The following is a 23,616-nucleotide window of genomic DNA, read 5'->3' as shown; positions in this document are numbered from 1 at the left end:
TATAACAACCGGTCATTGAAAAGATAAGGCCGTGAACGGCAGGGACTGGATAACCATGTTCCTGCCGTTCTTTTTTAAGATGATAGAATTTATACGTTTTCAGCGGAGCTGAAGGATTCGATCATCGCAAGAAAAAGTTCAACTAACTGCGGTCTGTCTTCTGTGAAAGTACGTCGATAAGTGTTTTTCTTTACAAGGGAGGTGAACAAGGAATGGGCAAATACGTACTTAAGTCATTACTACAGATCATTCCGGTGCTGTTCATTGTTTCATTAATTGTGTTCATTTTGGTACGAGTCACCGGTGATCCGGTTGCGCTAATGTTGCCTGAAACGGCTACCGCTGAAGATCGTGCTGTCTTGACGCAGGCACTCGGTTTGGACCAGCCTTTATATACGCAATACGTGAAGTTTCTGGGCAGTGCGATACAGGGAGACTTTGGTCAGTCTTTTCGCTACAATCAGCCTGCTTTAGAGCTTGTGCTGGAGAGATTGCCTGCCAGCTTTGAACTGGCGGTAGCCGCCATGTTCTTTGCCGTGCTGATGGCTGTGCCACTTGGCGTCATCTCAGCTGTCAAACGCAATACGTTTACTGATCTCATCATTTCAGGAATATCCGTCATTGGTAAGGCGATGCCAAACTTTTGGATGGGGATTATGCTTATCCTCTTGTTCTCCGTCATGTTGGGGGTATTGCCTGTATCTGGTCGCGGAGGATTGTCACATCTGATCTTGCCGGCATTCACGCTTGGCGTTGGACTGGCCGCGCAGATGACCCGGCTGATTCGCTCCAGCATGCTGGAGATTCTGAACCAGGACTATATTCGAACAGCCCGCAGCAAGGGGCTTGGCCGGATGGTTGTCATTGTGAAACATGCGTTTCGGAATGGACTGATTCCGGTCGTAACGATTATGAGTTTGCAGTTTACAAGTCTGATCGGGGGAACCTTGATTACGGAAACGGTATTCTCCTGGCCTGGACTGGGTCAATTGCTGGTCGTTGCAGTCAACACACATGATATGGCGATCGTGCAGGCAGCGGTGTTTGTCATTGCAGTTATCGTTGTAGTGACCAATATCTTGACGGATGTAGCTTACAGGCTACTCGATCCGCGCATCAAATACGACTAGAAGGAGGTGCAATCATATGCCAGGCAGCAATGAAATGCCAATTCCGGGTACAGAACAGGAACAAGACAATGGGCGTGCACCAACGGGATTTCGTTATATCTGGCAACAACTGATCATCAGCAAGACCGGAATGTTTGGTGCTGTGCTTGTAGTGTTGGTTGTGTTAATTGCCATAGGTGCACCTCTATTGACGAGTCATGATCCGGCAGCGGTCAATCCGCTGGGCCGACTTAAACCACCAGCATGGCTTGAGGGCGGAACGGCCGAATACTGGCTGGGTACCGATAATCTCGGCAGAGACATGTGGAGCCGTATTGTATATGGTGCGCGGGTTTCCTTAATCGTGGGTATGGGGGCAGTGATTGTGTCAGGAATCATTGGCGCCATTCTGGGGCTGGTATCCGGATTCTACGGGAAATGGGTGGACGCTGTAATCATGCGTGTAGGTGATGCATTCATGGCGATTCCGACCATTCTGTTCATGCTCGTTGTAATGGCAATTGTTGGCCCAGGTATCACGACGCTGATCTTTGTCATCGGGGTGACGAACTGGGTGCCATTCACCCGTGTAGTAAGAAGTGAGGTTCTTAGTATCAAGGAGCGGGATTTTGTTCATGCGGCCAGATCGATTGGTGCCAAGAATGGAAGATTGATTCTGAAACACATTCTGCCGAATATCCTTTCATCCTTTATTGTAATCTGCGGTATGAATGTCGGCACGACGATTATTATGGAAGCTTCACTCAGCTTCCTGGGTCTAGGTATTAAACCACCCGATGTATCCTGGGGAGGTATGCTCAGTGATGGCAGACAATATGTTGCAACAAGCTGGTGGGTCGCTACATTCCCGGGACTAGCCATTACATTTACCGTACTCGGTGTTATTTTCCTTGGAGATTGGCTACGTGATGTGCTTGATCCACGTACGGAGACAACCCATAAATAAACGGAGAAGGGAGCCATCATTATGAATCAAAGACCAATTATGCCGGAGGATCTGAGTCACTATCGTTGGATCAGTCAGCCAGTGATCAGTCTCAACGGGCAAATTGCTTATGTGGAACAGACCATAGATCAGGATAAAAACGAATATAACACACAAATTCGAGGAATCTCCCTCGATGGTGATGAAGATATTGCACTTTCGGATGGAACAAAAGATTCCTCACCTGCTTGGTCGCCAGATGGCACACAGCTCACATTCATTCGCTCAGTGGATGGGGGCAAAGGATTATGGACGCTCCATTCAGATCAAAAAGAGCCGGTCATGCTGATATCTCCCGCACGTAAAATATTGAGTTACATCTGGTCACCTAACGGGCAGTACATTGCGTTTACCAGCAAAGTACAACCAGAGGACCAACAGAAGAAAGCTGACGTGCAACAGGAGTCTGCACCTGTGCTGCGAGGTAAAGTCTTCGAGCGTACAACGCCGAAGGCGGAAGGGGCTGGCTGGTGGGATGGCCAATACAGCCAGTTGTTTGTATATGAGATCAAAAGCGGGCAGATCACGCAGGTGACTTCTGGGCTATGGAATATCAGTGCTCCAGCATGGTCGCCAGATAGCCAGCACCTTTCCTTCATATCCAAGCAAGTGGAGGATGAGGAGCTTGATGCGGATCTGCTGTACTTTACGGATGTATACAGCATTCGACTAGGAGAGAGTGATCTCTTCAAAGTGACGGATTCCAATCTGGCGGTAAGCCAGTTCTCCTATTCACCCGATGGACAGCAGTTGATCCTGATCGCCAGTGATCGCGAATACGGAAGTGGGAGTCACAACAGATTATATGCAGTCCCCGTTCATCGAGGTGTACCCAGGTCAATCGCACCGCAAGTAGATATGCAGATTGGTAACGCAGCACTGGGAGATATGAAGTCGGCAGGTGCGTCACCTTCTCCAATCTCGGATGTCCATCATCCGGAAAGAGGTGTATATGTACTCGGAACGCATAACGGGAATGTGGATGTGTACCGAATTCAAGAAGATGGGGCTTGTCAATTGGTGACGGGCGCTGGTGAAAAGGATGTGTATCAGTATACCTTAACGCCGGATGGTACGTCGCTGGTTATCGCTGCATTGACGGATGGACATCCTGGAGAGTTATATCGCGTGCATGTTGAAAGTGGTGAAATGTTCAGACTCACCCGCCGAAATGATGAATTCATGGCTGAATTAGCTGTAAATGTGCCTGTACGTGTAGAGTTTAAGTCTTCCGATGGATGGCCGCTTCAAGGTTGGTTAGCTACACCAGCAGTACGTTCATCCAATGGGAAGCTGCCACTGATTTTGCAAATTCATGGTGGACCTCACGCCATGTATACGGGAACATTCAGTCATGAGATGCAGACACTCGTTGCGCAAGGGTATGCTGTGTTATGGATCAATCCTCGCGGAAGTATGGGATACGGACAGGAGTTTGCCAGAGCATGCCGTGGTGACTTTGCCGGAGGCGATTACCGGGATCTGATGGAAGCTGTTGATTATGCCCTGGCTACATATGATTTCCTAGATGCATCACGTCTTGGTGTAGCAGGTGGCAGTTATGGTGGGGTGATGACCAACTGGATCGTAGCGCATACGCACCGTTTCAAGGCGGCTGTAACTCAGCGTTGCATCTCCAACTGGTTGTCCATGTATGGAACGAGCGATATCGGAATTTCCTATGTTGAGGGAGTCATTGGCGGCAATCCGGCGGAAAACGCTGACTTCCTGTGGTCCCGTTCACCTCTTGCCCATGCACATCACATTGAGACGCCACTTCTGATCATGCACGGAGAGCAGGACTATCGGACACCGATTGCGCAAGCGGAGGAATTATATACCACGCTAAAACGATACGGTAAAAAGACCAAACTGATTCGTTATCCGGGCTCCAACCACAGTTTACTCAAAAGCGGTAAACCTTCACTTCGGATCGATAGCTTCGAACAGGTGAATGCCTGGTTCAATCAGTATCTCGGGAATGAGGAGGGAGAGCAATGAGTCGAACTCAGCTGTCCATTCCTGTAGGGCTTCTGGTAGAGAATGTTCTGACAAGTGGGGTACCGGGAGAATTGATTATTGAATGGTTACAACGTCGAGACTATTCGAAGTTGCTGCCTTTGGTTAAGGAATCCGCAATGGATTTCGATGAAAGACTACAGACAGCAGCTGATATCGGAGACGATTGGGAAAAGGCGATACGTCAAGGTTATGAGTTTAAGTTTTTGCATATTAACGGGTTGAAGCGATTGCTCGATTTCCGGTTTGATCGTAAGGTGGATCGGGATTATGTCCAAGATGAACTGTCACTGAAGCATATTCATCTGACCGCACAAGAGATTGAATTGCTGCAATCGTTAATTGGCAGACAATGGCTCGTGCAAGCAGAAGACACAGAGGCAGCAGAAGAAGGCAGAACAGAGGGCGAGTCATCCTCCCACATTCCTGTCCGTATTCAATTGAAATTCCCATAATATGACCAAAAAAGCCGCGATGATCGCGGCTTTTTTGGCATGTACAGGTAGAAATATGGACGTCGGGATTCAAAAGTTGAAATTGGACTCTGTATGATTTATATTTATATTAAATGATATTGTTATCTATCGAAAAAACATAGGCGTAAAAAGGAGGACTTAGGATGTCCATTCAGAATGTACTGGGAAAAATTCAAATCTCGGATGATGTGATCTCCAAAATTGTCGGCAAGATCGCGAATACCACGAGTGAGATTTCCTCCATGTCGACAGGACTTGTAGAAGGTATCACCAAAAAGTGGAGCGGGAAAAGTCTGCAAAATGGTATTGCCATCCGCAAGGTAGAATCCAAACTGGAGATTAACTTAAAGGTTGTTGTTCGTTATGGAACGAAAGTGCATGAAGTTTGCAGGGAATTGCAAAACAATGTGAGACTGCATGTGGAACAGTTGACCGGATTAACCATTGATACGGTGAACGTAATCGTTGAGGGCATATCACTCAACCAACCTGATGCCAGGTTCTAATTCAATTTTGAAAAAAGCGAAGAATGAAGAGCACCCTATCGTAGCATTGACTACCTTGCCCTATACCGAATGACCAAAATACTGATGTAGTGTTTTCTAATGCGAACGAATAGATGAAGCAACTGGAAGATTCATATACATAAGCCCACGCCGTTATCGTGTAATGGAGTGGGCTTATTTGCAGTCATCGATCTTCAAGCCGTGTTGAGATTCGCGAAATAGCCGATGACATAATCACGAAAATTTTGGGCAGTGCGTGATAGATAACGTCCCTCGACCCAGGCAAGATAGAACGTTAATTGACAATCAGCACCATCAATATGAAGGTAGGAGAGTGTATCGTCTTCTCTCTGTGAAGCTGCGGGAGCAAAGGCGATTCCCAAACCGGCTTGAACGAGACCTGCAATGGCAGCAGGTTCGTCCCCTTCACATATGATATGAGGGAGGAAACCAGCCTGTCTGCAATACATATCCGTTATTTCCCGAAATGAATATCCTTGTTTAAGGGATATGAAGTCCTCATTAGCCAGCTCTGCAAGTGAAATCCGGTCGCGTCCAGCAAGCGGATGCGTTGGCGGAACGGTCAGCAAGATTTCTTCCGTGATCAGAGGGATATGTTTAATATCCGCACGATCAATGCATTGGGAGGTCAGGAAGAAATCAATTTCGGACTGTTCAAGTAATTGCAGCTTTTCTTTTTCGGTTGAAGCTTGTGTGATCTTGAAGTTCACATCCGGATGTTGCGTGAGGTAGGCAGATAATAATTTCGTTAAACGGTTCAATGTGGTCGTAGCCAGTGAGATTCTGCCTTGTTCGTAACCGGCTAATTCCATGGCTTCTCGTTTTCCTTCTTCCAGATTAGCCAAAGACTGATTGACCCGCTTCAAATAGGCTTTACCACAAGCGTTCAAACGAATCTGTCTGCCGACACGATCGAACAAAGGAACCCCCACTTCGTCCTCCAGACGGGAAATGATCATGCTTAGTGCGGGTTGGGCCATATGCAGTTCATGGGCAGCCTGCGTCATGTGTTCGGTGCGAGCTACGGTTTGAAAATATTTCAAATGGGCGATATCCATGGCTGATCCACCTTTTATTGATAATGATTTTATTATTATATTATACGAATATATATATTTTTTCTAATGATGAAACTGAATTATACTTGGAGCATTCTCAATACGGAGGCTCTGCAATGACACGACTAACAACTCATTCCTCGATCCAACCTGATGCCAAACCCCATTCAGATAAGCTTATTCGAAAAATTGCATGGGTGGTTGCACTGGGTGTGCTACTCAACCCATTGAACTCATCCATGATTGCTGTGGCGCTCATGAGGATCGGAACAGAATTTCAGGTGAATCTCGCAACAGTGACCTGGTTACTATCGGGTTTCTATCTGGCAGGAGCCATCGGACCTTCACTTGCGGGCAAGCTCTCGGATCTCTTTGGAGCGAAACGAATCTTTCTGAGTGGACTGTCGCTTGTTCTGCTCAGTAGTGTGGTGGCCGTATGGGCACCGAATTTTGGCATGCTTTTGGCTATGCGTATTATACAGGCTTTGGGTAGTGCTGTAGCTTTCCCTGCGGGCATGTCCATGTTGCGAGCGGCTGCCACACAGCAGGGAGCGAAGGATGATCCCAATCGAATTGCCTCAGCTCTGGCGCTGGTTTCGATCATGGCTAATGTCATGGCTGCATTCGGTCCCACACTTGGGGGTATTCTGGTCGGCTCGATCGGTTGGCAATCGATCTTCTGGATTAACATCCCGATCACCTTGGCAACGCTGTGGATTGCTCGTGCATGGCTGCCTAAAGACCAAGTTGTGCAAGAGGCAACGATTGCGAACGGAACAGTAGCTGCACCTGTTTGGAAACGCATGGACATCCCGGGTATCGGACTATTTGTCCTCATGCTGACAACACTGATGCTGTTCCTGCTGTCTTTGTCGGACGGCATGTCCTGGTGGCTGCTCATCGTTTCCCTGATTACAGGTACTGTTCTTGTATGGTGGGAAAAGCATGCAACAAGTCCATTTATGAATATTCATATGATTACTTCTAATCGGCGACTCCGATTTGTCTACGTTCAATATATTGGAGTTAATGTTGTTTTCTATTCGTTGTTCTTCTGTATTCCGCTATGGTTAGACCAAGTGAAGGGATATGATCCCAAAACAACCGGCTTGCTCATGCTTCCTCTGGCAGGGTTAGGCGTGATCATGACTTCAGTTGCGGTCAAATGCAATAAACGTTTCGGTTATCGTACAACGATCATTGTGGGGAACCTTCTATTAGTTGCAAGTACACTTCTATTATTGTTGCTTGGTGAAAATAGCTCCATGTTATTGATTCTGGTAGTGAATGCCGTACTAGGTATTCCCAATGGATTCAACAACATGGGTCTGCAAACAGCGCTGTATGATGTCACATCACCGGAAGAGACCGGAGCCGCTTCAGGGTTATACGTTACGTTCCGCTCGATTGGTAGTATCTTGTCCACGAGTTTACTAGGCATAACCTTCGGTGGAGGCATTCGTTCTGAAGGACTGCATACCATTGCCCTGATCACTGCGGGTCTGGCTATTCTATTACTGATAGGTAGCATTTCGAGAGTAAGGCCAAAGGTCTAAATACGGACAATTGGTAGGGAATATAGTGTAGAGAAAAAGGTGCTTTTTGCGTCTTTCCTTTATATTTTAGAGATTTTCTCTAAAAAAAGTAACTTGACTTTAGTGGGTGTTTAAGCAGGTACTTGACAGGGGTGTGGTATAGTATAAAAAGTTCTTTTAATGAAGAAAGACGGAGAAATATACAATGTGGGGTGTAACCAGTGTATCAATATAAGGATCAGGAATATGAAGCAGTACATTTTGAGGGACGCGATCTGAGATATGGAGAACTGATAAGCTGTGTTTTCAAACAGTGTACATTCATGAATGCTTCTATGGAAGAAATCGAAACAAGTAACTGCCGTTTTATCGAGTGTGACTTCAAAGGGGCTTCGATGAATGGTTCGATTCATACGGAATCGGCTTTTGAAAACTGCACCTTCGGTGGTGCGAATCTTTTTGCTTCCAAATTCAGCTCCTGCAAGATGACAGGCTCGGACTTTTCAGGTGCGCAAATGGATGGCATTACACTAAGTCACGGGGATTGGTCTTATACAAATCTGAGACATACCCGATTAGGCAAACAGGATTTGCGAGGAATTCGTTTCTTTGAAGCTGACTTTACAGACACGGATTTCACCAAAGCGGATTTGAGAGACTGTGATCTTACAAGAGCCGTTTTGAGCAGAGCCAAGCTGCAAGGGGCCGATCTTAGAGGGGCCAATCTGGAGGGCATAGATCTGAAATCTCTGGATATCAAAGGTGTACGTTTGGATCGCGAACAAGCCGTTCTGTTTGTACGCTCTTATGGTGCGAAAGTAGATTGAGTTGAACATACACAGCAGGAAGCCGCCCTTAAGGCGGCTTTTTTGATTTTAAAGCTTTCTGATTTAAGAAAATAGGCAGGAATAAAAGATCTAAACAAGAAGTAGTTAACATAAGTTTCAAATAAAAGGAGGTTATCATGACCGTCACATTAATTACTTTTGTTGCTGTTATTGTCTTTATGCTTATAACAGGCACGATCACTACGATTATGGTATTTAAACTGCAACGTAGCAATAAAGAGAAACATCACCTTCGCAAGAGCATTCTGATGGATGGAATTCCAGCAGAAGCAATAATTCATGATATTGTACAGACTTCATCCAGTAGGGATGGAAGGCCGGGCGTGCGATTGGATTTAACTGTAACCCAAGTTGACGGCCGCACCTTTCCAACAATTGTAGAAACTTATATCCCGATCACACATATTCCCCACTTCCAGAAAGGAAATATCATTAATGTGAAATACATTACGATGGGGAATGAACGAAAAGTTGAGGTTGAGGATGCTTATGTTCCGTAAGGTGTACCCATTGGAGGCCTGTTCTCAGGCATATCAAAAACCATTACCTGAAACAACTCAGGTAGTGGTTTTTGATGTTCATTTAATTGAGTTAATCCTCTTCTTTTGACATATTTCTAACGATCAGAAAAATAGCAAATATACCTAATAAAATAACAATTCCATTGGTTATTGGAAACCACATGATCGTATATACCTCGCTTTGTTTCATAAAGTGAATTTTCATTACGTTTTAAAGCTGTGCTTTTTTGCTCGTTTCAAGCGCACGGCAACCCAGCTCATGATCAGAGCAGCAATGAACAGAAATACGGTCACACCTGCAATGACGACAAAGAAAGATTGGTCAAATGCAGCAAAGGCGGCATTTTTGAGCGATTCAGCAGACGCAGCAGGCAAGCTTTCGGCAGCGATAAGCGCTTCATCCAGACTGTCCTTCGCATTGGCTGGCACACTAATCCCCGCAGGAATCTTCATAGCGAGTGTGTAGAAAAGGGTCGACATGCTTCCGATGATGGCAATACCGGATGCTCCGCCCAGCTCATAACCTACTTCCTCAATGGAAGCGGCCATACCCGCTTTGTGAGGTGGGGCATAACTCATAATGGAATGGGATGCAGCGGTCATGCCTGATCCAAGACCTGCACCAAGCAGTGCCAAACCCAGAATCTGCCCGGTAAACCCTGCATTGAAATACATCAGATACGTCCCCATGCCAAGGGCAGCGATGAACAGAGAAAAGCTTTTGATATATACAACATCCACACGGTGCATAATGGCTCCCGTTACAGGTCCGGCAATGAGTGCTGCAACAGGTATGGATACGGTGAATAGTCCAGCTTGAAGCGGTGACATGCCTTCCACCAGCTGAAGCCGCTGAGTGACCATATATTGCACACCCATTTGTGCAAACAAGCCAACCAGTGCGGTAATAAAGCCGGTGCTGAATCTTGGAATTTTGAATAAGGACAGATCCAGAAGCGGGTGGGTACTGTTATTCTGACGGCGAATAAAGATGATCAGGGACAGAACACCGATCACAGCAGCGATGATAGCGAGTGTCAGAGATCCTTCGCGTCTTGTGAATTCCTTGATAGAATAGATAATTCCAACCATGGCAATCATGATCTGAATGGAACTGGTGAAATCCCACTTTTTCGACGTATCCCCTTGATGTTTAGGAATCATTTTCAAGGCGAATACAAACGCGATAATGGCTATGGGCAGGTTAATCAGAAATACAGAGCCCCACCAGAAGTGTTGAAGAAGCAGTCCGCCGACAATCGGTCCCAGTCCTGCACCACCGGATGCAATGGAACCCCATATGCCGATCGCGAGTGCGAGTTCTCGTTCATTCGTAAACGTAACCCTGATGATCGACAATGTGGCTGGCATCATCATAGATGCGCCTACGGCAAGAAGAATTCTGCTCATGACCAGTACAGCAGGTACTGGAGAAAAGGCAGCAGCAAGAGAAGCGGCAGAAAAGACGAGCAATCCCAGGGTGAATATTTTTTTGTGACCAATACGGTCCCCGAGCGTTCCCATTGCAGGCAGCAAACCCGCCATGACTAGGGAGTAACCGTTTAGAATCCATAATTTCTCCGAAGCTGATGCACCGAGATCATGGGTCAAGCTGGGTAAAGCGGTGTACAGGATGGTCATATCCATCACAATGAGTAATAGTGCACTTGAGACAATAACAAGAATCATCCAACGTTTGAATTTTGACATGTTTCCCTCCGACGATATGAATAACTTACAATTCTAGACTAAACTATCGGGTAACCCTATAGTCAAACTTTTCTTTACACACTATAATGCAATTATATTGATAAAACTTAGACCACATATGTATATGGAGGACCCAAAGATGGCTGGACATCATGCACAACACTTTACCACCAGTGAATTTGCCAAGGTCTGCGGAGTGACCAAACATACCCTGTTTCATTATGACGAGATTGGGCTGTTAAAGCCTGAATATACCAATGCCAAGGGCTACCGCTATTATGGTGTGCAACAAACATATGTGCTCGATGTCATACATGTGCTGAAGAAGGCAGGAAGCTCACTTCAAGAGATTAAGTCGTTTATTCAAAATCAGAATACGCCATTGTTAATTGAGCTGTTTGAACAGAAATTAAAGGCCCTTGAGCTGGAGCAACAACGAATCAAACGCATGCAAAAGCTGCTAAGTGGTGCCATTGAAATGACGAAACAAGCCACAGATGCTTCGCATGAAGGACTGCATATTGAACAATGTGAGCTGGAGTATTTTATTGCTGTTCAACTGGAGCAAGGGGATGGGGATAAGGAATTCTTCCGTAAGTTCATTGAATACAGGACCCATTGTGATGAACAGATGATCGACTATGAGTTTCCGGTATGGACGATCCTACGTCAGGAGCACTTTGAGACAGGAGAATACTATCCGGATTACTTTGGCAACAAAATAAAAGCTCCCATTTCAGGGGAAATGATATGGATTAAGCCTAAAGGGATGTATGCCGTCATGAATCATCGGGGTTCATACGAAAGCATGCCGGAGACGTATACCCTCATGAAAGAGGAGATAGAAAAAGAGGGGCTGCAAGTCTGTGGACATGTGTATGCACTGGACCTGCTCAGTTATTTCGCAGAAAGTAACCCCGATGAGTACATCATCAAGATATATGTAGAGGTGTGTAAGGCTGATAATACAGTGGATTGAAGGGGGAAGCGGAAAGACGTGGATGAAGTGATTGAGGTTGCCGTGTCTTGACCAGTGAATATATTCCATGTTAAGTTTTCTGTATTAAATTTTGAGCTTTCTAAGGGGGGATAGAGTCATGACAGAATTAGAGGTTGTGGATGTTTATGTGGACCTGTCAACGAACATGAACAGTGGCATGGTTCACAATATTACTAATCAGAATCCGACACTTTATCCTCCTATGCATAGATCTACTTGGCGCTGAATGGTATATCGCCAGGGTTCTTATTGTATAAGCGAATCTAAATTCTGATTATGTTCAAATATTAAAGTGAGGGAATCCATGCCATGTTCTATGGTGAAATCCCGTCAGTTTACTTTTATATTTCACATAAAAAGGATGATATGCATGTCTTTAATCAACGTTACTAACCTGACCTTTGCCTATGAAGGCAGTTACGATAATATATTTGAAAATGTTAGTTTTCAGTTGGACTCCGATTGGAAATTGGGTTTTACCGGAAGGAACGGCAGAGGCAAAACGACCTTTCTCAATCTGTTGCTTGGTAAATATGAATATAGTGGGCATATCTCTGCGAATGTTAGCTTTGAATATTTTCCTTTTCAGGTAGAGAATAAGGAAGCTATTACCCTCGATGTCATCGGCGAGATTCATCCTGAATATCTGCACTGGCAAGTTGCGCGCGAGCTTAACCTGTTGAAGGTGTCAGAAGATGTGCTGTATCGGCCTTTCGATACCTTATCCAACGGAGAACAGACGAAGATCATGCTGGCCGCCTTGTTCCTGAAGGATAATCGGTTTCTGCTCATTGACGAACCGACCAATCACCTAGATCTTCATGCGAGGCAAATTGTTAGTAATTATCTTCGCAGCAAGAATGGATTTATTTTGGTATCGCACGATCGCTCCTTTCTGGATCACAGCGTGGACCATATCCTTTCCATCAATAAGAGTAACATCGAGATTCAGAAAGGTAATTTCTCGGCTTGGTGGGAGAACAAAAGAAGGCAAGATCAGTTTGAACTTGCGAGTAATGAGAAATTAATAAAGGATATCAAGCGTTTATCCGATTCAGCCAAACGGACCGGTGGATGGTCGCATGAAGTGGAAAAAACCAAAAATGGTACGAGAAATTCCGGCTCCAAGGTGGATAAAGGATATATTGGGCACAAGGTTGCCAAAATGATGAAACGTTCCAAAAATATCAAACAAAGGCAGCAATCTGCGATTCAAGAGAAATCCAAACTTCTCAAAAACATCGAGAGTGCAGAACGTTTACAGATTCATCAGTTGGATTTTCACAAGCATGAACTTGTCGAATTGCAACATGTGTCTATAGCATACGGGTCTAATACTGTGTGTAAGGATATCAGTTTCACGGTTGAAAAAGGGGATCGAATTGCCCTGTACGGAAAAAATGGATCTGGCAAATCAAGCATCCTTAAACTGATCTGTGATGAAGATATTGCTTATACAGGTCTTTTCCGAAAGGATCATCAGCTCAAAATCTCGTATGTTTCGCAGGACACGTCCGATCTCGAAGGCCATTTATCTGAGTATGCGGTCACGCAGGGGATTGATGAGAGCTTGTTTAAATCGATACTTCGAAAATTGGATTTTTCCAGACTACAATTGGAGAAAGATATTTCAACATTTAGCGCAGGCCAAAAAAAGAAAGTGCTCATTGCTAAAAGTCTTAGTGAGAGAGCTCATTTGCATATTTGGGATGAACCACTCAATTTTGTGGATGTCATTTCACGTATGCAGATCGAAGACTTGCTGCTGGAGTACTCTCCAACCCTGCTTTTTGTAGAGCACGACAGCGAATTTTGCGCAAATATTGCGACAAGAGTCATCGAACTATAAGCAACAGATCGAGATAAAAGATAATCATGCTAAGAGCCGCCGAATGGCGGCTTTTAAATTTTCTTATTTACAGCACGACTATAAAAGGTGGTTTGTTGCGTTAAGAATGCGATATCGTGAGAATATATGCTATAATTTTATAATCTCATTCGATCATATGATGGATGAATAGATCAATTATAGACTAATTCGCCAAGAGGTGTATTACTAATGAAAAAGGAAATGACAACAATCAAACAAACTAGACTACATTCCATTCTGGATGAGGCTACCAAATTGCTGATTGAAAAGCCAAATGCATCCATGAATGAAATTGCAGAATCTGCAAAAATCGGGATTGCCACATTACATCGATATGTGGAAAGCCGTGAACAGCTCATGGTTTATCTCGGATTACGCGCAATTGAAGTGGTTAGTGAGACCATGAAAGAAATTCAACTGGATGAGGAGCATTGTGAAAAGTACATACCCGAGCTGATTGAAGCGCTTATTCCATTAGGCGACAAAATTTATTTTCTGGCTCATGACACTACCATTAACTATAATCCCGAGATTGAGGGAGCCGATCTGAAACTGAGAGAACCTGTATTGCATGCAGTGGGTCTATTGCAGCAGAAAGGTTATTTCCGCTCCGATCTCGACAAAACCTGGATTGTAGATGTCCTGTATTCCATCATGTTCCTGACGTGGCAGCAGGTTGTGAGTGGTCATATCGCGAGAAAAGCAGCCCCTGCGCTTGTAGTAGATACATTTTATCATGGGTTTAAGCAGCGTTAGGTCAGGGCCAATTTGACGAAAAGCATCCAGCGAACACCCCCAAAAAGTCAACCGTATCGTGCGATACGCTGACGCTTTGGAGGTGTTTTTTTGTGTTCAAAGTAGCGCGGTGCATGGCGAAACGATAAAACATTTGCTTTTCTTACATATTCAAATATTAACATAGTTCAGAATTTAAGATTTCAAGTTTACAAAAAATGATATAAATTTCTAGTAGATTCAAATCATTACCAAATAAAGACAAAATTTTCAAACGAGGGGGCCGGACAGAAATACCTGTAATTGTGCAGTTCAAAATCAGCTTATGTACTCATTCCATCAACTCAAATCAGGAGGGATTCCATGCTTTACACCATTATTGTGCCAGTCAACCAGGACTATAACATTTTGAACCTGTTCACGGATTCGTTGCTCCGGACGGTAAGCCCATCCACTCAGATTATTTTCATCAACGATGGTTCCGGCTCAGCAGTCTTTCAACATCTGGATAAACTGAAGCAAGAAGTAAGAGAAGGTGTGACCATCGAGATTCTTCAGCATGATTTTCCACTCGGTTGCGCTGTGTCGATTAATAGCGCACTCAGTCTTGCCAAGGGAGAGTACATTTTCTTCCTGGATTCCGACACCATTCTTCAACCGAACTGGCAACCGATGATGAAAGAGACACTGGATAGCGATATTACGATAGGCATGATTGGAGGCGTTCTGTTGTATCCGCAAACAGGAGGCGTGCAGCACTGCGGCATTGCTTTTGCTGACACCATCGGCCGACACCTGTTCCTGAACGCATCTCCTGATGATATCCCGAAAGAAACCTTCTCTGTTCAACTGGTGGTGTTCGCCATGTTCGGCATGAAGCGGGAGGTCTACGAGACCATCGGCAACCTTGATGAGAAGTTCTTTAACGGATACGAGGATTTCGATTATCAGATGCGGGCACGAGCTGCCGGATACGATACGGTCATTAACCCGAATATTCAAGCCTATCACTGGGAACGCAGCAGCGGTATTCACCGCAACTTCAACCGCAAGAACAATCTCGCACGCTTCTGGAAAAAGTGGGGCGGTCAAATCGAAGCTGATGTGTGGCCATTCGTTTTCAGTCATCTGAAAGCACAGCTGGAAAGCCAAGAGGAATACCAACATCTGCCTATTGTCGGCATTGACCTTGCCGAGGTTCGAAGTGATGCGGATACATTTTGGACCAAGCTGGAGGAAGCTGACTTTGCACCTGTTGCCGAAGTACGTGACTATTCGAACCGCTTCAATTCCAACGGGGCCATTTGGCTGCCGCAGGTACTGGGTAAGGAACTGATCCATAGTGAGAACCGCTTACTGTTCTTGGTGGACAATTTCGCCCGTTTGCTGGAGAACCGTTACTGGATTGAGATGAGACATGCTCATCGAGCCAAGGATCTGATCATCGATCTGTATGGCAATGTGATTACGATGGATCGCATATACGATGGATGCTGGCCTGGAACCAAAGTTCGGTAACTCACTCACAACGAAAATAAACAGGGAGGTACTTAAGGTGAAAGAAAAAGAGAGCACGCTGGATCGTGCCGTACGATTTACCCGTAATCTGGAGTGGTTGGAACAAGTCGAAAAGGTAATTCCGAGCGGATGCAGCACTTTAGCCAAAGCACCTGAACGTTTATTTCCGGGGCATACACCCGTGTGTTGTGCAGAGGCTTACAATTCCCGATTCACAGATATCGACGGTAATGAATGGCTGGATTGTGAGATGGCCATGGGTACGGCATCATGGGGTCATGCCAGACATGAAGTCCAACTCACCGTCATTCACCAGCTGAAAAAAGGGACAAGCTTTTCGGTTCCGGCCGACATCGAACTGGAATGTGCCGAGTTGATTCTGGAGCGGTTCGAGGGTCGCTTTCCGTCACTGCGTTTCACGAAAAGTGGTGCCGATGCAGTGAGTGGGGCAGTACGTCTTGCCCGCGCTGCAAGTGGCAAAAGCAAGGTTATTGCGACAGCTTATCACGGGTGGCACGATTGGTCCGCCTATGGTTATTATGGCGGCCAGACGAAAGAACGTGGCATCCCGGTAGATATTGAGCGTTCAACGATCTGGGTGAACAAGCCGACAGCAGAGCGAATTGAATCCCAGATTACCTCATCTCCCGAGGATATCGCATGTATAGTTCTGTGTCCTAATGAGTGGAAAAAGGAAGCGCTGGGGGAAGTGGTAACTCTGTGCCGGTCCCTGGACATCATTATCATATTCGATGAGGTAACTTCAGGCATACGGATGGGCAAGCAGGCTACAGCAGGAGAATATGACATCTGGCCTGATCTGCTCTGTATCTCCAAAGGTATGGCAAACGGTTTACCGCTCGCAGCTGTGATGGGGCCTCAGCATCTGATGTCCTTGTCAGGACAGGTCAGATTCAGCAATGCCCATTCCAGCGAAACGACAGCGCTCGCGGCAGCGATTGCCTGTGAACGCTTAATGAAGAATGCGAAAGTATGGCCGACTTGGCGTGATCCGGCAACACGGATCATGAATCGTCTGGAATCTGAACTTGTGTTACTCGGATTGACGGATCAATTGGAAGTAAGGGGGACGTACGCAAGCTTCTGCATTCAATCCCTGGCCGAGGATAACTTCCAAACCGACCCTTTCCGTGAGTTCATGGTGAAAAAAATGGCTCACTTCGGCATTTTCACCAAAGGCTACTTTATTTTCTCCGATGCTCATACACGGGAAGAATTGGTGTGGGTCGAGGAAGCGCTGTTGCAGATCCTGTCAGACTGGAAAGAGATTCAGAAGCAGGAACATCTACATTCCATGCAACTTTCGAAAACGTATGAAGCTTAATCCATAGATCATAATCGACAATCGACTAGGAGGAATATTCAATGAAAGCACTCGTATATCAGGATCTCAAACAGGTAACTTACCAGGAGATTGAGGAGCCAACCATTCAAAAGCCAAACCAGGTGAAAATTAAAATCTATGGTTCAGGCATCTGCGGGACAGATCTGAATATTGTCAAAGGCAAAGTGCCGGCGAATAAAGGAACAATTATCGGTCATGAAGGCGTGGGCACAGTCGTTGAGGTGGGCGACGAAGTTCGTGGATTCAAGATCGGTGATCGGGTATTGGTTGATCCCACTCAATCTTGCGGTACCTGCTCCTATTGCCGCGAAGGCCTGTTCATCTACTGCGAGAATTTTGATGACTATCAAGTAGGGATGACAACACACGGAACCTTTGCTGAATATTTTGTTGGGGACGAAAAGTATATCTATGCCATCCCGGATTCCATGAGTTGGGAAACGGCTATGATGATCGAACCACTGGGATGTGTACTTCAGACGTTCATGAAAGCAGGGACTAAGCCAAGTGACTCTGTACTGGTCCTCGGTTCTGGTGCAATCGGTTCCCTGTGTCAGCTCGTGAGCAAACGATTGGCAAGGCTTACCGTAGGCACGGAAGTTGATCCATACCGCAAAGAGTTCGCTTCGGGGATCGCGGATCATGTGTTCTATCCTCAGGATCTGACACTGGATAAAGTATACGAGATCAATAATAACAAAAAGTTTGATATTGTAGTGGACGCGGTTGGTAACCAGCTTCATGTCGGGTTTGAGCTGATTGCCAAAGGCGGAAAAATTATTCCTATGGGATATGACGACAGCTATGAGGTAACGTTCAAATCAACAGCCGTGATTAATGATGGCATTAGTATCATTGGCGCGGTGGCTAATCACTCGATGATCAGTACGGCACTGAAATTTGCCCAAAGTATCCCGGAACTGGAACAGATGGTGACAGCCAAGGAACTGCTGAGTGATTATGAACAGGCCTTTAATGGAACGATTGGTTATGACATGCATACTGGAGAGAAATTGCCCATGAATTCGGTCAAAACAGCTCTGATCCTATAAGCATGTAGACATTAGCGGGTTTGCCGCTGCGAGAAGTTGGAATTCGCAGCGGTGAAAACCGCAGAAGGAAGGGATATCGATTGAAATTGCTTCAAGATTTGCCGAAGAATCCACGCTACTCCATTTTTCTCGAACCGGTATGGGCCATTCCGGGCACGATCGTTCTCTTCTATGCTCCTTTATATATGAAGGAAGCCGGACTTTCGGATATTGAAATCGGTTTAATCAATTCGGTGAATCTTTATTTTGCCTTTATCTTTCAATTGTTTGCGGGTTCCATTACGAATAAGCTGGGGCGCAAACGAACAACGCTGATCTTTGATCTGCTTGCCTGGAGTGTTCCCATGTTCATCTGGGCCTTCTCCCAGAACTTCTGGCTGTTCCTGATCGCCTACTTACTGAACGCAACATCCAAGTTTGTAACGGTCGCCTTTAACTGTCTGATCATAGAGGATGTGGAGGAACACAAACGATCGAAGGTATTTGCCATTCTCAACATGATTATTACAGGGGCTGGGGTACTCACGCCGATTGCCGGGGTGGTCATTGCTGATTATGGTATTGTGCCTACACTCGCCACTATTTACTTTGTCGGGGGCATCCTCATGACCGCCATGTTCTTCATTCGTAACCGATACACGGATGAGACCGAGGTCGGCAAGGAACTTATGGGATTGCATAGTAAAACCCGCGTGCTTCAGAGCTTGGGTTCCAGTCTTCGTCTGTTCGGTAAATCGTTCTACAAACGGAGACTGTTCCCGATCATTTTGATCACCGTGTTGTCCAATCTGATCTTGCAGCTGAATTTCTTCCAGGTTATTTTCTTCAAGGAACAGTTGAAGTTTGATGACCGTGTCATTTCGTTTATTCCGGTCGTGACCGCGGTGACCGTCATGTTGCTCTATCTGGTCATCATTCCGCGATTGAAACGGCGTTCGGAAGAAAAGTATGTTGGTTTTTCCATCGTGCTTAGTACGGCCGGGGCCATCCTGTTTCTATTGATTCCTGTGGGGAATATAGGGATGTTGTTTCTCACGCTAATCGTGCTCGCTGCGGGTAATTTCATTTTGCAGACGTACCGGGATTCCCTGCTGATGAACCGATTGGGTACGCATGAGAAAGCCGATATGTTCTCGGCCGTGCAGACGGTCATGACGCTTACAGCCATTCCATCCGGATATTTGACGGGTTTGCTCTACCATCACAATCCAACGCTGTTGTTCAGCGTCATTCTTGGTCTATACGTCGTACTTATGGTCATCATGTTCTTCCTGCCTGATCCGCAAAAGCACTCCCAAGTGCTAGAACCTTACAAAAATATGTAGAAGAAGGGGTTTTCTGTATATAGAGCGAATATGTAGTACAGAAAAAAACTAGAAAATAAATCAACTTGGGAGGCTAAGAAATGACTAACGTAATGACAACAGAAGCACGGAATCAGTGGAGCTGGATGAACGAGCCCGAAACCTGGTCCTATACGGATCAGGGTGGTGTGCTGGTGGAAGCGAAGGCGGACACCGACTTTTTCCAGGACCCTGCGGGCAAGCACATTCGTGCAACCGCACCATTCCTGTCCATGCCTGTACCTGAGGACTTCGAAATCACAACCCAGTTAACCGTGGATATGAAAAATCAATATGATTCCGGATGTCTGATGGTGATGGCAGATGATCGTAACTGGTGCAAAATTTGTTTTGAGTATGATGGAAAAGCACCTACCATCGTGTCAGTGGTCACACGTGATGGTTCATCCGATGATTGCAATTCGGTGGAAGTCTCCGTACCTAATCCCTATCTGCGTATACGCAAAGTAGAGGGCTGCATATCATTCTTTTATTCACCCGATGGGGATGAGTGGAAACTAATTCGTTATTTCGGCATGCCGACACAAGGGGAACTTCGAGCTGGATTAGTTGTTCAGTCGCCGACTGGAACGGGCTGTAAATGTCACTTTTTATCCGTGAACGTTACTCAACCGGACTTGACCGCACGCTTCTAATCCGCTCCCCCCGGCCGATCATTGGAGGGAGAACAGTTCATGGTAAAAGCATTCATATTTGATTTTGATGGACTCATTGTGGATACAGAGACACCCTGGTACTATGCGTTTCGCGATATTTATGAAGAGCACGGAGTGGAACTTGGTCTGGAGCTTTGGTCGAAAAATGTGGGCACATCCTTTGAGGAGTTTCATCCATTTCTATATCTGGAGCAGGCGCTCCAAAAAAAGATAGATCATGATCATATCAAATTGCTCTCTGAACAGAAATACGAAGTCTATTTGGGACAAGCCGCTATTCTTCCAGGGGTGTATGAATTGCTTCAGTCTGCGAGGGAGAAGGGGATTCAGCTTGCGGTTGCTTCCAGCTCCACACGGGACTGGGTGCATGGTTACTTGCAGAAATTAGGCATTTTCGATTATTTCACAGTTGTTCATACATCCGAGGATGTGAAGCGAGTGAAACCGGATCCAGAACTGTACCTTCTTGCTCTCCAGAGTCTTGGGATCGAGGCTTCCGAAGCGATTGTGTTCGAAGATTCACCTAATGGCTTGAAGGCAGCCAATGCAGCAGGTATTCGTTGTATCATCGTGCCTAACGAGGTAACGCGTGGTCTGGAGTTCGCCATGCATGAACTGCGGTTATCCTCGCTGGCCGAGATCGATATGGAGGCTCTTTAATCCAGATACTGCTTGCGTAGCTCGATAGGGGAGATCCCTTCGTATTTTTTGAACACCGATCCAAAGTAACTGGCACTGTTGAAACCAACGGCTTTGGCTATTTCATGAGCGGTAGTGGCGTCATTTTCTATGAGCATTTCCTTGGCTTTTAACAACCGATATCGTGTCAGATACTCCAATGGAGTCATTTGAAATTCTTTTTTGAATATCCGATTCAGGTGCTGTTCGGTTACGTCCATCTGCTCAGCCAACATGGGGAGAGAGATATCCTGATGATAATTTTGTTTGATAAAAGTAATGAGTTCATCCAATCTTAATCGGGCATCAGAACGTTCGTAAGCACTATAGCGTTCACCTTCAATGGTTAATCTGACCAAAAGCATGTACAGTAACGCGGATACGTGCCAGATCTGATCCTTGTGCCGGGACTGCAGCGCCAACGTAATTTCATGCAACAGGATATGAAGCATTCCATCCGGCTTGAAGGCGCGCAGCTCCCCGATCTGCAAGGTATGCAAGAACCTTGGCAATAAATAGCCATTGAAAGACAGACAATCAAATCGTAATGAATCACTCAGATTGTGGTAACGGTATGTTACCTCCGGGAATAAAATGAGAGCGGTTCCTTTTTTGATCGAAAATTCATGATTCTTTGCTGCGATTCGCCCTGTTCCTCCGATGCACTGTACAATGCTGTAATCCCGTGAATGGTCGCTCCAATTCATCAATTCATCAACGGTCAACTGGTTTTGCCCTGTAATCATGAGCGGCATATCGGTATCCAGTGGATTCCCCATGCTAGGTTTCGGCATCGTCGTGTTATTCCTCTTTTCGTTAAAGGATCATGTGCGTTAGTGGCGTGGTTACAGCGTTAAAAGAAACCTAGAAAGAATTATATTACATAAATGGAATTATTTTAATTGATTGACGATCGATAATAAAACGTTTTCAAAAATATAGTCCAACCGTTCTTTATTGGATGCATTAGCATGCATCGTAGCTTGATCAGTCTCTATTTATAGATCTAAAAGTACGCCTGCCTTGCCAACAGAATGCGAAACAGTATACGCTATAACGAATGAGTGATTAAGGAAAGGGATGCAAACATGAAGAAAGTCATCGTAGTCGGATCGGGTATTCTGGGGGCATCAACAGCCTATCAATTAGCCAAACTGGGCGCAGAGGTCATCATCATAGACCGAAAAGATATAGGACAGGCAACGGATGCAGCTGCCGGTATCATCTGTCCATGGCTGTCACAGCGACGTAATCAGGACTGGTATCAGCTCGCCAAGGCTGGTGCGCGGTTCTACCCGGGCATCATAGCGGAGCTTGAGAGTGAAGGAGAAACGGAAACGGGATATGCTCAAGTGGGTGCGCTCAGTATTCATACGGATGTGGACAAAATCAACAAGATGGAAGAGAGGGCCCACCTTCGCAAAGCAGATGCACCGGAGATTGGTGAGATTACACCTCTTGATGCAAAAGAAACCCATGAACGTTTTCCACTGCTGGAGGAACATTATCAATCCGTACATATCAGCGGTGCTGCACGTATAGATGGACGGGCGCTGCGCGATGCCTTAATCCGGTCTGCACAGCGAAATGGAGCAGAAGTGATCCATGGAGACGCCACGCTTCAATACGAAGCAGATCGGGTCATTGGTGTGACGGTTAATGGTCAGAGTTTCCTGGCAGATGAAGTCATTGTCTGTGCAGGTGCATGGGCCAATGCACTGCTGAAGCCACTCGGCATACACTTTAAAGTGCACTATCAAAAGGCACAAATTATGCATCTACATGTTAAGGATGGGGAGGATACGGGCAACTGGCCCGTGATTATGCCACCGTCTGACCAATACCTCCTGGCCTTTGATCAACAGAAGATTGTGATTGGAGCCACTCATGAAAATGATGTAGAGGGTTATGATACAAGAGTAACCGCAGGGGGCATGCAGGAGGTTTTGAATAAAGGCTTGGAACTGGCACCAGGTCTTGCAAATAGCACATTCCAGGAAGTACGAGTTGGGTTTCGTCCGTTCACACCTGGCTTTCTGCCTGTAATGGGGGCTGTGCCGGGCTGGCAGGGTCTGATTACAGCGAACGGACTTGGCGCCTCTGGCTTGACCATGGGTCCTTTTATCGGGAGTCAACTGGCGAAACTAGCTCTCGGCATGGAACTGGATATTGATATTGAGCCCTACACTGTTGGCAAAGCAATGGATGAAATTGAAAGAGGTGACTCATGACATATTCACAACGTTTATCCGATGGAGCGAACTCGTCCGACCTCATATATTTGGAGCATCAGATCGGTACGACGAAAGAAGAACTGCGAATAGTCTTGGAGAAACAAGAAACATACGAACGCGAATTGTCGGAATTGAAGTCATCACCAATTGGTAAAGCATCGAAAGATGGTTCGGACGAGCAAGTCTTAATGGAGAAGGCAAACCAAACACAGAATTGGATTGAAACCCTGTCTGCACAGCTGGAGCAGCTTCAGGAAGCATTGGCGAAACTAGGCGATTGATTGGTTTGTGTCGCGTAAATCTCTGAAACACCGATTATAATATACGATTCGTA

22 protein-coding genes are annotated in these 23,616 nt (G+C 45.8%); 19 read left to right on the top strand and 3 right to left on the bottom strand.

The window, feature by feature from the left end; genetic code table 11:
* Window positions 1-212 precede the first annotated feature (212 nt).
* The 5 genes from HF638_RS07240 (at window position 213) to HF638_RS07220 (ending at window position 5,116) form a co-directional block, all read left to right on the top strand.
* Window positions 213-1,130, top strand: coding sequence for an ABC transporter permease (locus HF638_RS07240; RefSeq protein ID WP_145147472.1), 918 nt, complete (start codon window positions 213-215; stop codon window positions 1,128-1,130).
* 16 nt (window positions 1,131-1,146) lie between these two features.
* Entirely contained in the window at window positions 1,147-2,076 is a 930-nt protein-coding gene (locus HF638_RS07235) for an ABC transporter permease (RefSeq protein WP_169479583.1), read from the top strand.
* 21 nt (window positions 2,077-2,097) lie between these two features.
* Window positions 2,098-4,116, top strand: a complete 2,019-nt coding sequence (locus HF638_RS07230; RefSeq protein ID WP_169479582.1) for a S9 family peptidase — start codon at window positions 2,098-2,100, stop codon at window positions 4,114-4,116.
* Window positions 4,113-4,589 (top strand): hypothetical protein, encoded by a 477-nt coding sequence (locus tag HF638_RS07225; RefSeq protein ID WP_169479581.1) that lies wholly within the window; start codon window positions 4,113-4,115, stop codon window positions 4,587-4,589. Before HF638_RS07230 ends, HF638_RS07225 begins: the two co-directional genes overlap by 4 nt.
* A 164-nt stretch (window positions 4,590-4,753) precedes the next feature.
* Window positions 4,754-5,116 carry an Asp23/Gls24 family envelope stress response protein gene (locus tag HF638_RS07220; RefSeq protein ID WP_169479580.1) on the top strand — a complete coding sequence of 121 codons (363 nt, stop codon included), beginning with the start codon at window positions 4,754-4,756 and terminating at the stop codon, window positions 5,114-5,116.
* Between the two features lie 194 nt (window positions 5,117-5,310).
* On the opposite strand, the gene HF638_RS07215 is transcribed toward HF638_RS07220, so the two are convergent.
* Window positions 5,311-6,195 (bottom strand): LysR family transcriptional regulator, encoded by an 885-nt coding sequence (locus HF638_RS07215; RefSeq protein ID WP_169479579.1) that lies wholly within the window; start codon window positions 6,193-6,195, stop codon window positions 5,311-5,313.
* Window positions 6,196-6,311: 116 nt separating this feature from the next.
* Between HF638_RS07215 and HF638_RS07210 the strand changes: the two genes are divergently transcribed.
* The 3 genes from HF638_RS07210 to HF638_RS07200 all read left to right on the top strand — a co-directional run bounded on the left by HF638_RS07210 (window position 6,312) and on the right by HF638_RS07200 (window position 9,078).
* Window positions 6,312-7,751: an MFS transporter gene (locus HF638_RS07210; RefSeq protein ID WP_169479578.1), complete on the top strand. Its 1,440-nt coding sequence runs from the start codon at window positions 6,312-6,314 to the stop codon at window positions 7,749-7,751.
* Window positions 7,752-7,951: 200 nt separating this feature from the next.
* Window positions 7,952-8,557, top strand: coding sequence for a pentapeptide repeat-containing protein (locus tag HF638_RS07205; protein WP_169479577.1), 606 nt, complete (start codon window positions 7,952-7,954; stop codon window positions 8,555-8,557).
* A 137-nt stretch (window positions 8,558-8,694) separates the two neighbouring features.
* Entirely contained in the window at window positions 8,695-9,078 is a 384-nt protein-coding gene (locus tag HF638_RS07200; RefSeq protein WP_169479576.1) for a hypothetical protein, read from the top strand.
* 225 nt (window positions 9,079-9,303) lie between these two features.
* Here HF638_RS07200 and HF638_RS07195 read toward each other — a convergent pair whose 3' ends face one another.
* Complete coding sequence (locus tag HF638_RS07195) at window positions 9,304-10,809, bottom strand: MFS transporter (protein ID WP_169479575.1); 1,506 nt, start codon at window positions 10,807-10,809, stop codon at window positions 9,304-9,306.
* Window positions 10,810-10,948: 139 nt separating this feature from the next.
* Here HF638_RS07195 and HF638_RS07190 point away from each other — a divergent pair, with 139 nt between their 5' ends.
* From HF638_RS07190 to HF638_RS07150, 9 genes are all read left to right on the top strand, one after another.
* Window positions 10,949-11,788, top strand: a complete 840-nt coding sequence (locus HF638_RS07190) for a MerR family transcriptional regulator (RefSeq protein ID WP_169479574.1) — start codon at window positions 10,949-10,951, stop codon at window positions 11,786-11,788.
* A gap of 391 nt (window positions 11,789-12,179) precedes the next feature.
* A complete protein-coding gene (locus tag HF638_RS07185; RefSeq protein ID WP_169479573.1) occupies window positions 12,180-13,658 on the top strand; it encodes an Lsa family ABC-F type ribosomal protection protein in 1,479 nt (492 codons plus the stop codon).
* Window positions 13,659-13,868: 210 nt separating this feature from the next.
* Entirely contained in the window at window positions 13,869-14,435 is a 567-nt protein-coding gene (locus tag HF638_RS07180; RefSeq protein ID WP_036608234.1) for a TetR/AcrR family transcriptional regulator, read from the top strand.
* 342 nt (window positions 14,436-14,777) lie between these two features.
* Window positions 14,778-15,932 carry a glycosyltransferase family 2 protein gene (locus tag HF638_RS07175; protein ID WP_169479572.1) on the top strand — a complete coding sequence of 385 codons (1,155 nt, stop codon included), beginning with the start codon at window positions 14,778-14,780 and terminating at the stop codon, window positions 15,930-15,932.
* A 37-nt stretch (window positions 15,933-15,969) separates the two neighbouring features.
* The gene (locus tag HF638_RS07170; RefSeq protein WP_169479571.1) at window positions 15,970-17,277 is read left to right on the top strand and encodes an aminotransferase class III-fold pyridoxal phosphate-dependent enzyme; all 1,308 of its coding nucleotides are present in this window, start codon (window positions 15,970-15,972) and stop codon (window positions 17,275-17,277) included.
* Window positions 17,278-17,318: 41 nt separating this feature from the next.
* Window positions 17,319-18,350, top strand: coding sequence for a zinc-dependent alcohol dehydrogenase (locus tag HF638_RS07165; protein ID WP_017688645.1), 1,032 nt, complete (start codon window positions 17,319-17,321; stop codon window positions 18,348-18,350).
* Between the two features lie 80 nt (window positions 18,351-18,430).
* On the top strand, window positions 18,431-19,675 hold the full coding sequence (locus HF638_RS07160) for an MFS transporter (RefSeq protein WP_169479570.1): 1,245 nt from the start codon (window positions 18,431-18,433) through the stop codon (window positions 19,673-19,675).
* Between the two features lie 80 nt (window positions 19,676-19,755).
* Complete coding sequence (locus HF638_RS07155; RefSeq protein ID WP_169479569.1) at window positions 19,756-20,349, top strand: DUF1349 domain-containing protein; 594 nt, start codon at window positions 19,756-19,758, stop codon at window positions 20,347-20,349.
* 39 nt (window positions 20,350-20,388) lie between these two features.
* Complete coding sequence (locus HF638_RS07150; RefSeq protein WP_127548321.1) at window positions 20,389-21,030, top strand: HAD family hydrolase; 642 nt, start codon at window positions 20,389-20,391, stop codon at window positions 21,028-21,030.
* Here HF638_RS07150 and HF638_RS07145 read toward each other — a convergent pair.
* Window positions 21,027-21,842, bottom strand: coding sequence for an AraC family transcriptional regulator (locus HF638_RS07145; protein ID WP_169479568.1), 816 nt, complete (start codon window positions 21,840-21,842; stop codon window positions 21,027-21,029). The two genes, HF638_RS07150 and HF638_RS07145, sit on opposite strands and share 4 nt — an antisense overlap.
* A gap of 294 nt (window positions 21,843-22,136) precedes the next feature.
* Here HF638_RS07145 and HF638_RS07140 point away from each other — a divergent pair, with 294 nt between their 5' ends.
* Window positions 22,137-23,279, top strand: coding sequence for an NAD(P)/FAD-dependent oxidoreductase (locus HF638_RS07140; protein ID WP_169479567.1), 1,143 nt, complete (start codon window positions 22,137-22,139; stop codon window positions 23,277-23,279).
* On the top strand, window positions 23,276-23,563 hold the full coding sequence (locus HF638_RS07135) for a hypothetical protein (protein WP_169479566.1): 288 nt from the start codon (window positions 23,276-23,278) through the stop codon (window positions 23,561-23,563). The genes HF638_RS07140 and HF638_RS07135 overlap by 4 nt, the downstream gene beginning before the upstream one ends.
* Window positions 23,564-23,616 lie beyond the last annotated feature (53 nt).

It is taken from the genome of Paenibacillus sp. SZ31 (assembly GCF_012912005.1).
Lineage (GTDB): Bacteria > Bacillota > Bacilli > Paenibacillales > Paenibacillaceae > Paenibacillus.
Note: the sequence above shows the minus strand (reverse complement) of the source record. Positions and strands in the feature narration are given on the sequence as shown.